Genomic DNA, 12,826 nt, shown 5'->3' with positions numbered 1-12,826 from the left:
GGGTCACGCCCGCATCAGCGCGCGCACATGCGCCGCGGCCGATCGTCCCAGCGCCTCGAGGTCATAGCCACCTTCCAGCAGGGACACGACGCGCCCGCCGCAATGGCGTTCCGCCACGCCGCACAGTGCCTCCGTCACCTGCGCGAAGTCGGCCTCGCGCACGCGCAGCTGCGCCAGCGGGTCGGCGGCATGCGCGTCGAAGCCGGCCGAGATCACCAGCAGGTCGGGCGCGAATTCCTCCAGCGCGGGAATGATCTGATCTGCCCAGGCGGCGCGGAACGCCGCGCCATCGGCGCCGGGCGGCAGCGTTACGTTCAGGATATTGCCGACGCCACGTTCGCTCACGTCGCCGGTGCCGGGATAGAGCGGCCATTGGTGGCTGCTTGCGTAGAACAGCGAGGGATCGGCCTCGAAGCAGGCCTGGGTGCCGTTGCCGTGGTGCACGTCGAAATCCACCACTGCGACGCGCGCCGCGCCGTGCGCCGCCTGCGCATGGCGCGCGGCGATGGCGGCGTTGGCGAACAGGCAGAATCCCATCGGCCGACCGGGTTCGCAATGGTGCCCCGGCGGGCGCGTGGCACAGAAGGCGCGCCGAACCTCGCCCTTCATCACGGCGTCCACCGCGGCCACGGCTGCGCCCGCGGCGCGCAACGCGGCCTCGGCACTGCCCCAGGACATCAGCGTGTCACCATCGAGCGGCACGCGTTCATCCGGTTCCGGGCGGATCCCGAGGATGGCGGAGACGTAGTTTTCCGGATGCACGCGGATCAGTTGTTCGATCGTGGCGAGCGGCGCCTGGTCGCGGATGAGGTCCGCGAATTCCCCCGCATCCAGCGCCTTGAGCACGGATCGCAACCGGTCGGGGCATTCCGGATGGTGCGGCCCCGGGTCGTGGTGCAGGCAGGCGCGGTGGGTCAGCAGCAGGACACTCACGCCGGTGGGTCCTCGCGCTTGCGGATCACGAAACGATACGCGCCGGCCTCCTCGCCGAAGGCGACGAGCGCGTGCCCGGTTTCCTTGCAGAAGGCGCGGAAATCGGCGACCGAGGCGGGGTCGGTCGCGAGGACCGTCAGCCGCGCGCCGGCCGGCAGCCCGCGCAGCGCCTTGTTGGCCTTGAGCACCGGCAGCGGGCAGGTGAGGCCCTTCACGTCGAGCAGCGTCTCACTCATGCACTCGATTGCACCACCGCGGGCCGGGCGCGTCCAGCACAGGGTTCCGCGCGGCAGGCATGTCGGTGCAGACTGTGCGCGGAGGTGCCGAATCATGGGCCATTCGACTCGCGCGCGGGCACCGCTGCCCGGCCAGGTTCCGCTGCCACGGCCAGGCCCGGCGCGGCGGGCCTGGGCCTGACGCGGATGCGCTTCGGCATCGACCTCGGCGGCACCAAGACCGAGATCGTCGCACTCGACCGCGACGGCGCACTGCGGCTGCGTCATCGCCGCCCGACCCCGCCCGACTATCCCGGCATCGTCGAGACGATCGCCGCGCTGGTGGCGCAGGCGGAGCGCGAGACCGGCACGCGCGGCACGGTAGGCATCGGCATCCCCGGCAGCCTCAGCCCCGCCACTGGTCTGGTGCGCAACGCGAATTCCCAGGCGCTGAACGGCCAGAAGCTGGACCGCGACGTGGCCGCCGCGATCGGGCGCGAGGTCCGCGTGACCAACGACGCCAACTGCCTGGCCATGAGCGAGGCGGCGGACGGCGCCGGCGCCGGACACCGCACGGTGTTTGCCGTCATCATCGGCACCGGCTGCGGCGGCGGCATCGTGAGTTCCGGTCGCATCCTGGATGGGCCGAACGGCACCGCTGGCGAATGGGGCCACACGCCGCTGCCCTGGATGACCGCCGCGGAATTTCCTGGCCCGCGCTGCTGGTGCGGGCGCCATGGATGTCTCGAGACCTTCCTGTCGGGTCCGGCGCTGGCGGCGGATTGCGACGGGCCTGGCGCGCGCGATGCGGGGGCGATCCCGGCGCGCGCCGCGGCCGGCGAGGACCGCGCCGCGGCGGCGCTCGCCCGGCACGCGGATCGGCTGGCGCGGGCGCTCGGGCTGATCGCGAATATCCTGGATCCCGACGTGATCGTGCTGGGTGGAGGCCTGTCGAACATGCAACATCTGTACGCGAAGGTGCCGCCGCTGATGGCGCGGCATGTGCTGGGCGACGTGGCGCGCACGCCCATCGTGCAGGCACGGCACGGCGATTCCTCCGGCGTGTTCGGCGCGGCGCGACTGTGGGATTCGGCATGACCGGCGAACCCTCCCGCGCCGATCCCGGGCCGCGCGCGGCGGCCATCACGCCAGGCCTGACCTATGGGGCGCTCGCCTTCGCGGCGGGCGGCGCGCTCGGTCCCGTGCGGGAGTTGCTGCTCGCGCCGACCTTCGGCGCCGTCCCCGCCGCTTTGGCAGAGGCCGTCGCGATGGCGGTGCTGCTCTGGCTGGCAGCGCGATGGGTGGTGGCGCGGCTGGCGGCGCCGACGCCGCGCGCGCGGGCGCTGGTGGCGGGCGTGGCACTCGCCCTGGTGGTTGCGTGCGACGTTGCGCTCGGCCTGCTGCTGGACGCGAGCGGACTGGCCGGCACGCGCGCGCCGCGCGGCCTCGCGACGCAGGTGCTGGGACTGGTGCTGCTCGCGTGGCTGGCGGCCATGCCCTTCGTGGTGCGTCGCCGCGCGGTGCCGGCATAGCGGCGCCTTCCGTTCGCAAGGGCTCACCTGATGCACTCTACCCATTTGTTTTTGCGAGCACCTTTACCCGCTCAAGCGATCCTGTTTGAGCGGGTGGTGCTCTAGCGGCGCCGCCACGGCCAGCGCGGTCCCCGCACCATGCCCGCGCTGTGCCGCGACTGCCTGCATGCCGCCGAGGACGGTTTCGCGCGCTGCCCGTCCTGCGGGTCGCGCCGGGTGGTGACGCATGAGGACCTGTTCGCGCTGTCGGTCGCGCATGTCGATTGCGATGCCTTCTACGCCAGCGTCGAGAAGCGCGACCGGCCCGAATTGCTGACCCGCCCCGTGATCGTGGGGGGCGGGAAGCGCGGCGTGGTGGCGGCCTGCTGCTACATCGCGCGCACCCGCGGCGTGCGCAGTGCGATGCCGATGTTCAAGGCGCTGTCGGCCTGCCCCGATGCCGTTGTGATCAAGCCCGACATGGCGAAATACGTGACCGAGGGTCGGCGCATCCGTGCCATGATGGAGGCGCTCACGCCGCTCGTGCAGCCACTGTCGATCGACGAGGCGGTGCTCGACCTGTCCGGCACGCAGGCGCTGCACGGCGCGCCGCCGGCGCTGGTACTGGCGCGCTTCGCCGCTGCGGTGGAACGCGAGGTGGGGGTGACGGTCTCGATCGGCCTGGCAGCCAATCGGCTGATGGCGAAGCTGGCAGCGGAACGCGACAAGCCGCGCGGCTTCGCGGTGATCGGTGCCGATGAAGCCGCGGCCTGGCTCGCGCCGCAGCCGGTCTCGCTGCTGCCGGGCGTCGGGCCCGCCATGGCGAAGCGGCTGCAGGCGGCGGGGTTCAGCACGCTGGGGCAGCTCGGCACGCTGTCCCCGCGCGACGCGGCGGCGCGCTTCGGCGAGGACGGGCCTGCGTTGGCCGCGCGCGCGCGCGGCGAGGACAGCCGCCGTGTCGACCCGTCGCGCGAGACGAAATCGGTCAGCGCCGAGACCACCTTCGAGACCGACATGACGACGCAGGCCGCGCTCGAGGCTCCGCTGTGGCGGTTGTGCGAGAAGCTCGCGCGCCGCCTGAAGGACAAGGACCTGGCCGCCGCCGGCGTCACGCTGAAGCTCAAGACCGCCGCCTTCGCCATTCGCACCCGCGCCGCCCGTCTGGCGCAGCCGACCACCCTGCCCGACGTGCTGTTTGCCGCCGCGCGCCCGCTGCTGGCGCGCGAGGCGGACGGCACCGCCTTCCGCCTGATCGGCATCGGCGCGCAGCCTCTCGCGCCGGCGGACCAGGCCGATCGCGGCGACCTCGCCGACCCCGAGGCACCCAAGCGTGCCGCGCGCTGGGCGGCGGTGGAATCGCTGCGGGCGCGCTTCGGCGAGGGCGCGGTGGTACGCGGGCGCGGCCTGCCCAAGCCCCCGCGCGGATAATGCCGCGCTTGCGCCCGCCGCGCGTTTCCGGCACGCCGGGCAGATGAACCGCAAGGCGATCGCCTGGGCCACCTTCGACTGGGCGAACAGCGCCTTTCCGACGGTCGTATCGACCTTCGTGATCGCCGCCTATTTCTCCCAGGGCATCGCGCCCGACCCGGCCACCGGCCAGGCGCAATGGGGCTGGATGCAGACCGTCGCGGCGGTCTGCATCGCGCTTCTGTCACCCGTGCTCGGCGCGCTGGCGGACAATGGCGGGCGGCGGATGATGCTGGCGGCCTGCACGCTGGTCACCGCGGCCTGCACGGCGCTGGTCTGGTTCGCGCTGCCCGACCCGTCCTGGACGCTGTACGTGCTGGTCTGCGTCGGTCTTGCGACCATCGCCTTCGAGATCGGCACGGTCTTCTACAACGCCATGCTGCCGGAGGTGACGACGCCGGAGCACCTGGGACGCGTGTCGGGCCTGGCCTGGGGGCTGGGCTATGCGGGCGGACTGGTATGCCTGGGTGTTGCGCTGGTGTTGCTGATCCAGCCCAACCCCGCGCTGTTCGGCCTGGATCGCGCCGAGAGCGAGCATGTGCGCGCCACCGCGCTGCTGGTCGGCGCCTGGACGCTGGTGTTCGCCTGGCCGGTGCTGATGTTCGTGCCGGACAGGCCGGGCGCGCGCCTGCCGCCGGGGCAGGCGGTGGCGGCGTGCCTGGCGGATACGAAGCGGCTGATCCAGGGCCTGCCGCAGCGGCCGGACATGCTGCGATTCCTGGTGGCGCGGCTGTTCTACACCGATGGGCTGAACACGCTGTTCGCCTTTGGCGCCATTTATGCCGCCGGCGTGCATGGCATGGGGATGGAGGATATCCTGCTGTTCGGCATCGCGCTGAACGTCACGGCCGGGTTGGGCGCGGCGGGATTCGGCCTGATCGATGACCGGATCGGTGCGAAGCGCGTCGTGATGATCGCGCTGGTATGCATGGTCGTCCTGGGGGCGGCGCTGCTGCTGACCGCCAGTGTGACCTGGTTCTGGGCGCTCGCGATGGCCCTGGGCATCTTCATGGGGCCGGCGCAGGCGGCGTCGCGCACGCTGATGGCGCAGATGGCGCCGGACGGGCAATGCGCATCGCATTTCGGACTGTTCGCGCTGTCGGGGCGGATCACCGGCTTCCTGGGGCCGGCGGTATTGGCGGCGGTCACGGCCGCCACCGGCAGCCAAGCGCTCGGGATGTCGACGGTCCTGGTGTTCCTGGCGCTGGGGGCGGTGATCCTGGCGACGGTGCGGCCGGTCCGGGGGTAGCGGGCGGGCCGCAGGCATTCCCCCCGGCCAGCCATGGCGTCGCCGGCCGCATCCTGCCACACGCAGCAGCGCCCGAATGGGCGCCGCGCAGCGTCGCGCGAAGCCGCGCAAGTCGGATCTCTTCGCCCAACCTTGTGGGGCGGAACAGCCGATGCCAGCGGTCGACGACATCGGCCGTTGGCGTCAGCCTGTCAGCGCGCGGCGCAGTTCGAATTTCTGGATCTTGCCGGTCGCGGTCTTGGGCAGCGGGCCGAAAGTGACGTGCCGCGGCGCCTTGAAATGCGCGAGATGCGCGCGGCAATGCGCGATGATGTCGGCGGTCGTCGCGCTGGCACCGGGCTTGAGCGTAACGAAGGCGTGCGGCACCTCGCCCCATTTCGGGTCGGGGTGGGCGACGACGGCGGCCTCCATGACATCGGGGTGCTTGTAGAGGGCTTCCTCGACCTCGAGGCTACTGATGTTCTCGCCGCCGGAGATCACGATATCCTTGGCGCGGTCCTTCACCTCGATGTAGCCGTCGGGGTGCAGCACGCCGAGGTCCCCGGTGCGAAACCAGCCGCCGGCGAAGGCGGCTTCATTGGCGCGCGGATTGCGCAGGTAGCCCTTCATCACCGTGTTGCCGCGCAGCACGATCTCGCCGAGCGTCGCGCCATCGGCGGGCACGCGCGCGCCGGTCTGGGCGTCGATCACCGTCGCGTCTTCCAGTGTTGGCAGCGGCACGCCCTGGCGCGCCATGAAGGCCGCCTTGTCCGGCAAGGCCAGGTTCGCGAGTTCCGGCTGCCAGGCACACAGCAGCGAGGGTCCGTAGCATTCGGTCAGACCGTACAGGTGCGTGACGTCGAACCCCATGCGCTCCATCGCCGCAATCACCGGGGAGGGCGGCGCGGCGCCGCCGGTGGCGATGCCGATGCGATTTGCGAAGGCGCGCTGCTGGTCAGCCGGCGCATGGATCAGCATGGTCAGCACGACGGGCGCGGCGCACAGGTGCGTCACGCCATGTTCGGCGATCAGCGCAAAGATGCGCGCCGGATCGACGCGGCGCAGGCAGATATGCACACCGCCCTGCAACGTCACGGCCCAGGTATAGGTCCAGCCATTGCAGTGGAACATCGGCAGCGTCCAGAGATAGACGCTGGTCGGGTTCAGCCCGAAGGCCAGCGCATTGCCGCAGGCATTCAGGTAGGCGCCGCGGTGATGCACCACCACGCCCTTCGGGTCCCCCGTGGTGCCGGACGTGTAGGAGAGCGAGATCGCCGCCCATTCGTCGGTCGGCGGCACAACCGGAAAGGCGGCGTCGCCGGTGGCGAGGAAATCCTCGTAGGGCGTGGCGTCGATCGCGCTGCCGCCGGGACCTTCCGGGTCGTCCACGACGACGACGCGCGGCGGGGCTTCCGCGCCATCCAGCGCGGCGGCCGCCAGCGCGGCGAATTCGCGGTCGACCAGCAGCAGCTTCGCGCCGGAGTGACCCAGGATGAACCGCACGGTCGGCGCATCAAGCCGCGTATTGACCGGACACAGCACCGCGCCGGCCATCGGCACGCCCATATGCGCTTCGAGCATTTCGGGGATGTTGGGCAGGAGCGCCGCCACCACGTCCCCCGCTGCGACGCCGGCCTGGCGCAGCGCGGAGGCCAGACGCCGGCTGCGATCCAGGTACTGCGCGTAGGTCACGCGCCGCGCGCCATGGATGATGGCGGTGCGTCCCGGCCAGATGCGCGCCGCCCGCGCGAGGAACGACACCGGCGAGAGCGGCACGTGGTTCGCCGCGTTGGGCGGCAGGTCGTCGGCCATCATCGCGCGATCACCTTGGGCGCGCTGACGGCGCAGCGCGCGCGCGTCACGTCGTCGAGCAGGGTCGCGACCTCGGTATGGCGCGGCGTGCCGGGATCATGTGCGCCGGCGCGGATGGCGGCGGCGAAGGTGCGTACGTCGCCGCCCATGTGCGCCAGCGCGGCACCTTGCCAGGCGTCATCCTGCGCGGCCTCGCGCGCCGCGATGGCCATGGCATTGGCCACCATGCGCGCGGCGAAGGCCTTCTCCGCCGGCAGGGCGGGTAGCAATTCGTTCAGCAATACGTCGCGCGCGGTGGCGAGCAGGTCGGTGGCATCCGGCGGTTCACGCAGCATCACGGGCCTCCACGATGCGCAGGATTTCCCATTCCAGGCCGGGCACCATGTGGCCGGTCAGTGCCAGTTCCAGGCTGCGCTCGACGCCGGAGATGTGACGTTCCGCCTGGTCCACCGCGATCGACGCCCAGCGGATGTGCGCGGCGAGTTCCCACCAGCGCACGCGGGCATCGTCCACCGCGCCGTAGCCTTCGTAAAGCGCGGCGCGCGGGCCGATGCCGCCGGCTTCATTCGCGTCATTGCCGAAGCGCCAGCACTTGGCGCAGAGCCAGCCGAGGTCAGCGTGAGGGTCAGACCACAACGCGAATTCCCAGTCGAGCACGGCGGTGACGCCGGCCTCGTCGAGCATGATGTTGCCGGTGCGGAAGTCGTTGTGGACGAGCACAGGCGCGACCGGCGGCGGGGCCGTACGCTCGAGGTGCCGCAGGCCCCATTCCAGTACCGGGCGTGGATGGCGCTGGCGGTCGAGCGCTGCGCGCTGGTCGGCGATGAAGGCCCGGCAGGGATCGTCCGGCGGCGGGCCGAGGAACGCCAGGTCCGCGCGTGGTGGCGTGATGGAATGGATGCGCGCCAACTCGCGGCCCAGCGCGCGCACGCAGGCTTCGCGCCCGCCGCCCAGCGTATCGCTGCGCACCACGCGATGCGCCGCTGCGGTGCCGGCGACACGCGCCATGACGAAGAAGGGCGCGCCGATCACCGCGCCGTCCTCGCACAGGAAGAGCGGTTCGGGGACCGTCACGCCGGCGGCGAAGGCGGCGCGCAACAGGCAAAATTCCTGGGCGCGGCCGTGGCTGACGGCGAGCGTGGCGGCATTGTCCGTGCGCAGCACCCAGGACCGCCCGCCGCTGACGTCGATCGCCCAGTTCTGTTGGATGGCGCCGCCCGATAGCAGCGACGCGCGTTCAATGGCCAGCGAAGCGTCGCCGGTCGTCGCGCGAAGCCACGCTGTCAGCCGCGCCTCATCCATGCCCGGCCTGGCCCCAGCGGAAGAAGCCGTCGCCCTCGGCGCGCAGGATGTTCGCCAGCACCATGCGGTGCACTTCGGACGCGCCATCAACCAGCCGCGCCTGGCGGGCGTAGCGGTAGATCCATTCGATCACCGTGTCCTTGGAATAGCCGCGCGCGCCGAGCAGCTGCAGCGCGGTATCCACGGATTTATGCAAGGCGTCGGCGACAACGATCTTCGCCATCGACACCTCCTTGCGCGCGAAGGAACCCTGGTCGAGCGCCCAGGCGGCGCGCATGGTCAGCAGGCGGCCGATCTCGATCTCCATCGCGGCTTGCCCCACCAGGCCCTGCACGCTTTCACGGTCGACCAGCTTCTGGCCGAAGGAATCGCGCTGCTTGATGCGCTCCATCGCGATCTCGAGGCAGCGCCGCGCGAGGCCCGTCCAGCGCATGCAGTGCGTCAGGCGCGCGATGCCCAGGCGCATCTGCGTGAGCTTCAGCCCGTCGCCGACGCCCATCAGGCGCTGGCTGTCCGGGATTTCCAGCCCGTCGAAGACAAGTTCGCAATGCCCGCCATGTTCCTCCGGCCCCATGATCGGGATGCGGCGGACGATGTTCCAGCCGGGCGTGTCCGCCTTGAACAGGAAGGCCGACAGGCCCTTGCGCTCGTCGTCCGACGTGCGCGCGATGATGATGAAGATCCGCGCATTGCCCGCGCCGGTGATGAACCACTTGCGCCCGGTGATGCGCCAGCGGTCGTTCCCGACGCGCTCCGCCTTCGTGTAGGTCAGGCCGGGGTCGGAGCCGCAGCCATCCGGTTCGGTCATCGCGAAGGCCGACTGCACCTGGCCGTCCACGATCGGTTGCAGCCATTCGGGCTTCATCGCCTCGGGCAGCACGCGGTCGAGGATCATCATGTTGCCGTCGTCGGGTGCCGCGGAATTGAACACCACGGGGCCGAAGATGGAGCGGTTCATTTCCTCGTAGCAGGCGGCCATGCCGATGCGCGGGAGTTCCAGGCCACCCAGGCGCTTGGGCATCTGTAGTGCCCAGAGACCTTCCGCCTTCGCCGCGGCACGCATCTGCACCAGCACGTGCGGTCCGATGTTCTCGTGCTCGTCATAGTTGGCACGATCGGATTCGAGCGGGATGAGCCGCTCATCCACGAAACGGCGGATGCGGATGCGGATGTCCTCGATCTCGGGCGGCAGCACGAAGTCCATGGCGGGGCGTTCCTACAATGCGTTGACCGAATGCCCGCCATCCACCGTGACCGTCGCACCCGTCATGTGCGCGCCGGCGGCGGAGGCCAGCAGCAGCAGCGGGCCCGTGAGGTCGTCGGGCGACCCCAGCCGGCGCTGCGGAATGCGCTTGACCATCGCCTGGCCGGGTTCGGAGGCGAAGTAGTCACGGTTGATGTCGGTCGCGACGTATCCGGGCGCGATCGCGTTCACGCGGATGCCGTAGCGCGCGAGTTCCACGGCCATCTGGCGCGTGAGGTGCAGCAGCCCGGCCTTCGCCGCGGTGTAGCCTGCCACGCCGGGGATGATGCGCTCGCCCAGCACGGACGCGATGTTGATGATCGACCCCGGCAGCTTCGCCGCGGCCAGGCGCTTCGCGACTTCCTGCCCCACCAGGAAGCAGCCGCGCAGGTTCACGGCCATGACGCCGTCCCAATCCTCGATGTCCTGCTGCAGCAGCGGCTTCGTCACCGCGATGCCGGCATTGTTCACCAGGATGTCGCAGGGTCCGCCGAGCGCGGCCTCGGCCGCATCGAAGGCGGCGGGGATGGTCGCGGCGTCGGTCACGTCCAGCGGCACGGAGGCGGCGCGCGGGCCGAGTTCAGCGGCCAGCGCGCGCGTCGCGTCCACGCGCCGCGCGGCCAGCGCCACCTGCGCCCCCGCGTCATGCAGCACACGTGCGAAATGCGCCCCCAGCACGCCGGAGGCTCCGGTCACGAGCGCGCGGCGGCCTTCCAGCGAGAACAGCCCGGCGATGTCCATGCGTTCCATGCTCCCGTCCGCCTGCCTGCCACCCGTTGCGCTGCCCCGCAAGCCCCGCGATGCTGCGGTGCGAAACAGGAGAGACCGCATGACCGTCAGGACCGCGCTGGTGACCGGCGCGCAGCAGGGAATCGGCGCCGCCGCGGCGCGCGCGCTGGCGGCGGCGGGGCACGACATCGCGATCAACTGGCTGGACGACCAGGCCGCCGCCGAGGCTGTCGCGGCCGAGATCCGCGCCGCCGGGCGCCGCGCGGTGCTGCTGCAGGGTAGCGTCGGCACCGCCAACGAATGCGCCGCGCTGGTGCAGGGCGCGATCGATGCGCTGGGGCGAATCGACGTGCTGGTGAACAATGCCGGCATCTTCCCGCGCGTCGAATTCCTGCAGATGACCGAGGGCGAGTGGGACCGTGTGCTGGACGTGAACCTGAAGGGCAGCGCCTTCTGCGCGCAGGCGGCGGCGCGGCACATGGTCGCGCACGGCATCAGGGGCGTGATCCTGAACCTCTCCTCCTCCTCGGTGCGCGGGGCGGTGCTGGGCGTGCACTACTCGGCGACCAAGACCGGGATCATCGGCATCACGCGGTCGATGGCGCTGGCGCTGGCGCCGCATGGCATCCGCGTGAACGCCATCGCACCGGGCCTGACCGACACGGCGCAGCCGCGCTACGGCAACACCGATGCGGAGCTGGCGGAGATGGCGAAGGCCCTGCCGCTCGGCCGCATGGGCCGGCCGGAGGAGATCGCGGGGCTGATGGCCTACCTGGCGTCGGACGCTGCGGAATGGATCACCGGCCAAGTCTATCACATCAACGGCGGGGTCTATTTGGCCTGACGCAAGGCGCGCCTCCGCCCGGCACGGGAGACTGCCCCCCTGTCGATGGAGGTGCCCATGCGTTCCCTTGCCGTTTTCGCCGCGCTGGCGGCCCTGGCCGCGCCGGCGCTCGCGCAGCCCGAACCGGGCGATGTCCGTGCCGGACGCGGCCTGGCCGCCAACTGGTGCGCCAACTGCCACCGCATCGCGCCCGGCGGCCCGGGGCCGGCGACCGATGTGGCCGCGCCCTTCGCGTCCATCGCCGCGATGCCCTCCAGCACCTCGATGTCGCTGCGGGTCTTCCTGCAGACCCCGCATGCCGGCATGCCGGACTACCACCTGACGCGCGAACAGCTCGACGACCTGGTGGCATACCTGCTGTCCCTGCGGCGCTGAGCCCCCCCGCTGGCGCCGCCGCGAATCCCGCGCTACCCAAAGCGGAACATCCTTGGGGGAAACGCGCGTGTCCAATGAACGCTTCCGCATCGGCTACCTGATCAAGGTGCCGCACCAGTCCTTCCTGGAAACCGCTGCGAAGGACCCGGCGCTCGAACTCGTGCGCCTCACGCTCGACGAGGGCGAGAACGCCGCGCTGGCGCAGCTTGCCACCTGCCAGGGTTACTATGTGCGTGCGTCGCGCGACGAGTTGCCCAAGCCCTTCCATGTCAACGACACGCTGCTGGCGCGGCTGCCGAACCTGCTGATGGCGGCCTCCCAGGGCGCCGGCTACGACACCATCGAACCCGCCGCCTGCACCCGTGCGGGCGTGCTGCTGGTCAACCAGGCCGGTGGCAATGCGGAGGCGGTCGCGGAACACGCCGTCGGCATGATGCTCGCGCTGCTGAAGCGCTTTCCCGAATGCCACGCCGCGATGCGCGAGGGCCGTGCCCAGCGGCGCGAGGAGTTCATGGGCCGCAACCTGCTCGGCAAGACCGTCGGGCTGATCGGCATCGGCAATGTCGGCACGCGGACTGCCGCCATCCTGCATGCCGCCTTCCAGTGCCGCGTTCTGGCCTATGACCCTTATGTCGATGCCGCGACAGTTGCCGACCGTGGCGCGGAGAAATGCGACGACCTGGCGGCGATGCTGGCGCAATGCGACATCGTGTCCATCCATTGCCCGCTGACCCCCGAATCGCGCGCGATGATGGCAGCCGACGGCTTCGCCGCGATGAAGCCCGGATCGGTGCTGGTGACGACCGCGCGAGGGTCGATCCATGACGAGGGCGCGCTGCTGGCCGCGCTGCAATCCGGCCACATCGCCGCGGCGGGCCTCGATGTCTGGGAACAGGAACCGCCGCCGGCCGACCACCCGCTGCTGTCGCACCCCGCCGTCATCTGCACGCAGCACACCGCCGGCGTCACGCATGAGAGCCGCGCCATGATCACGCGCATCGCGGCCGAGGCCTTCTCCGCCTTTGCCGCGGGCCGCTTCCCGCCGCGCATCATCAACCCGGAGGTCAAGGCGCGCGTGGCGGAACGCTATCGCGCGGCGCTCGGGCGCGACATCACGGACCACGCGTGACCTGATCCGGCTTGGCGCGGCGGCGCGCGCGCGGGAGG

General features: G+C 71.2%; 14 protein-coding genes. 7 read left to right on the top strand and 7 right to left on the bottom strand.

Features of this window, described 5'->3' with window-relative positions:
• Window positions 1–3: 3 nt before the first annotated feature.
• Complete coding sequence (locus MWM08_RS24375) at window positions 4–933, bottom strand: histone deacetylase family protein (protein ID WP_244457055.1); 930 nt, start codon at window positions 931–933, stop codon at window positions 4–6.
• Window positions 930–1,169 carry a sulfurtransferase TusA family protein gene (locus MWM08_RS24370; protein ID WP_198371637.1) on the bottom strand — a complete coding sequence of 80 codons (240 nt, stop codon included), beginning with the start codon at window positions 1,167–1,169 and terminating at the stop codon, window positions 930–932. Before MWM08_RS24370 ends, MWM08_RS24375 begins: the two co-directional genes overlap by 4 nt.
• Before the next feature lie 186 nt (window positions 1,170–1,355).
• On the opposite strand from MWM08_RS24370, the gene MWM08_RS24365 reads away from it, so the two are divergent.
• From MWM08_RS24365 to MWM08_RS24350, 4 genes are all read left to right on the top strand, one after another.
• Window positions 1,356–2,246, top strand: a complete 891-nt coding sequence (locus MWM08_RS24365; RefSeq protein ID WP_244457054.1) for an ROK family protein — start codon at window positions 1,356–1,358, stop codon at window positions 2,244–2,246.
• Window positions 2,243–2,680, top strand: coding sequence for a hypothetical protein (locus MWM08_RS24360; protein WP_244457053.1), 438 nt, complete (start codon window positions 2,243–2,245; stop codon window positions 2,678–2,680). Before MWM08_RS24365 ends, MWM08_RS24360 begins: the two co-directional genes overlap by 4 nt.
• Before the next feature lie 138 nt (window positions 2,681–2,818).
• Entirely contained in the window at window positions 2,819–4,087 is a 1,269-nt protein-coding gene (locus MWM08_RS24355) for a DNA polymerase IV (RefSeq protein WP_244457052.1), read from the top strand.
• Window positions 4,088–4,130: 43 nt separating this feature from the next.
• Entirely contained in the window at window positions 4,131–5,375 is a 1,245-nt protein-coding gene (locus tag MWM08_RS24350; protein ID WP_244457051.1) for an MFS transporter, read from the top strand.
• 183 nt (window positions 5,376–5,558) lie between these two features.
• Here MWM08_RS24350 and MWM08_RS24345 read toward each other — a convergent pair whose 3' ends face one another.
• The 5 genes from MWM08_RS24345 to MWM08_RS24325 are packed head-to-tail and all read right to left on the bottom strand — an operon-like array spanning window position 5,559 to window position 10,461.
• A complete protein-coding gene (locus MWM08_RS24345; RefSeq protein ID WP_423815996.1) occupies window positions 5,559–7,169 on the bottom strand; it encodes a long-chain-fatty-acid--CoA ligase in 1,611 nt (536 codons plus the stop codon).
• The gene (locus tag MWM08_RS24340) at window positions 7,166–7,501 is read right to left on the bottom strand and encodes a DUF6285 domain-containing protein (protein WP_244457050.1); all 336 of its coding nucleotides are present in this window, start codon (window positions 7,499–7,501) and stop codon (window positions 7,166–7,168) included. Before MWM08_RS24340 ends, MWM08_RS24345 begins: the two co-directional genes overlap by 4 nt.
• Window positions 7,491–8,468, bottom strand: a complete 978-nt coding sequence (locus MWM08_RS24335; protein WP_244457049.1) for a phosphotransferase family protein — start codon at window positions 8,466–8,468, stop codon at window positions 7,491–7,493. The genes MWM08_RS24340 and MWM08_RS24335 overlap by 11 nt, the downstream gene beginning before the upstream one ends.
• Window positions 8,461–9,672: an acyl-CoA dehydrogenase family protein gene (locus tag MWM08_RS24330; protein ID WP_244457048.1), complete on the bottom strand. Its 1,212-nt coding sequence runs from the start codon at window positions 9,670–9,672 to the stop codon at window positions 8,461–8,463. Before MWM08_RS24330 ends, MWM08_RS24335 begins: the two co-directional genes overlap by 8 nt.
• Before the next feature lie 12 nt (window positions 9,673–9,684).
• The gene (locus MWM08_RS24325; RefSeq protein WP_244457047.1) at window positions 9,685–10,461 is read right to left on the bottom strand and encodes an SDR family NAD(P)-dependent oxidoreductase; all 777 of its coding nucleotides are present in this window, start codon (window positions 10,459–10,461) and stop codon (window positions 9,685–9,687) included.
• A 79-nt stretch (window positions 10,462–10,540) separates the two neighbouring features.
• Between MWM08_RS24325 and MWM08_RS24320 the strand changes: the two genes are divergently transcribed.
• The 3 genes from MWM08_RS24320 (at window position 10,541) to MWM08_RS24310 (ending at window position 12,788) form a co-directional block, all read left to right on the top strand.
• Window positions 10,541–11,284 carry an SDR family NAD(P)-dependent oxidoreductase gene (locus MWM08_RS24320; protein WP_244457046.1) on the top strand — a complete coding sequence of 248 codons (744 nt, stop codon included), beginning with the start codon at window positions 10,541–10,543 and terminating at the stop codon, window positions 11,282–11,284.
• Between the two features lie 57 nt (window positions 11,285–11,341).
• Entirely contained in the window at window positions 11,342–11,659 is a 318-nt protein-coding gene (locus tag MWM08_RS24315) for a c-type cytochrome (RefSeq protein WP_244457045.1), read from the top strand.
• Between the two features lie 67 nt (window positions 11,660–11,726).
• A complete protein-coding gene (locus MWM08_RS24310; RefSeq protein WP_244457044.1) occupies window positions 11,727–12,788 on the top strand; it encodes an NAD(P)-dependent oxidoreductase in 1,062 nt (353 codons plus the stop codon).
• Window positions 12,789–12,826: the final 38 nt, after the last annotated feature.

The sequence above is a fragment of the Roseomonas fluvialis genome (genome assembly GCF_022846615.1).
GTDB lineage: Bacteria > Pseudomonadota > Alphaproteobacteria > Acetobacterales > Acetobacteraceae > Neoroseomonas > Neoroseomonas fluvialis.
Note: the sequence above shows the minus strand (reverse complement) of the source record. Positions and strands in the feature narration are given on the sequence as shown.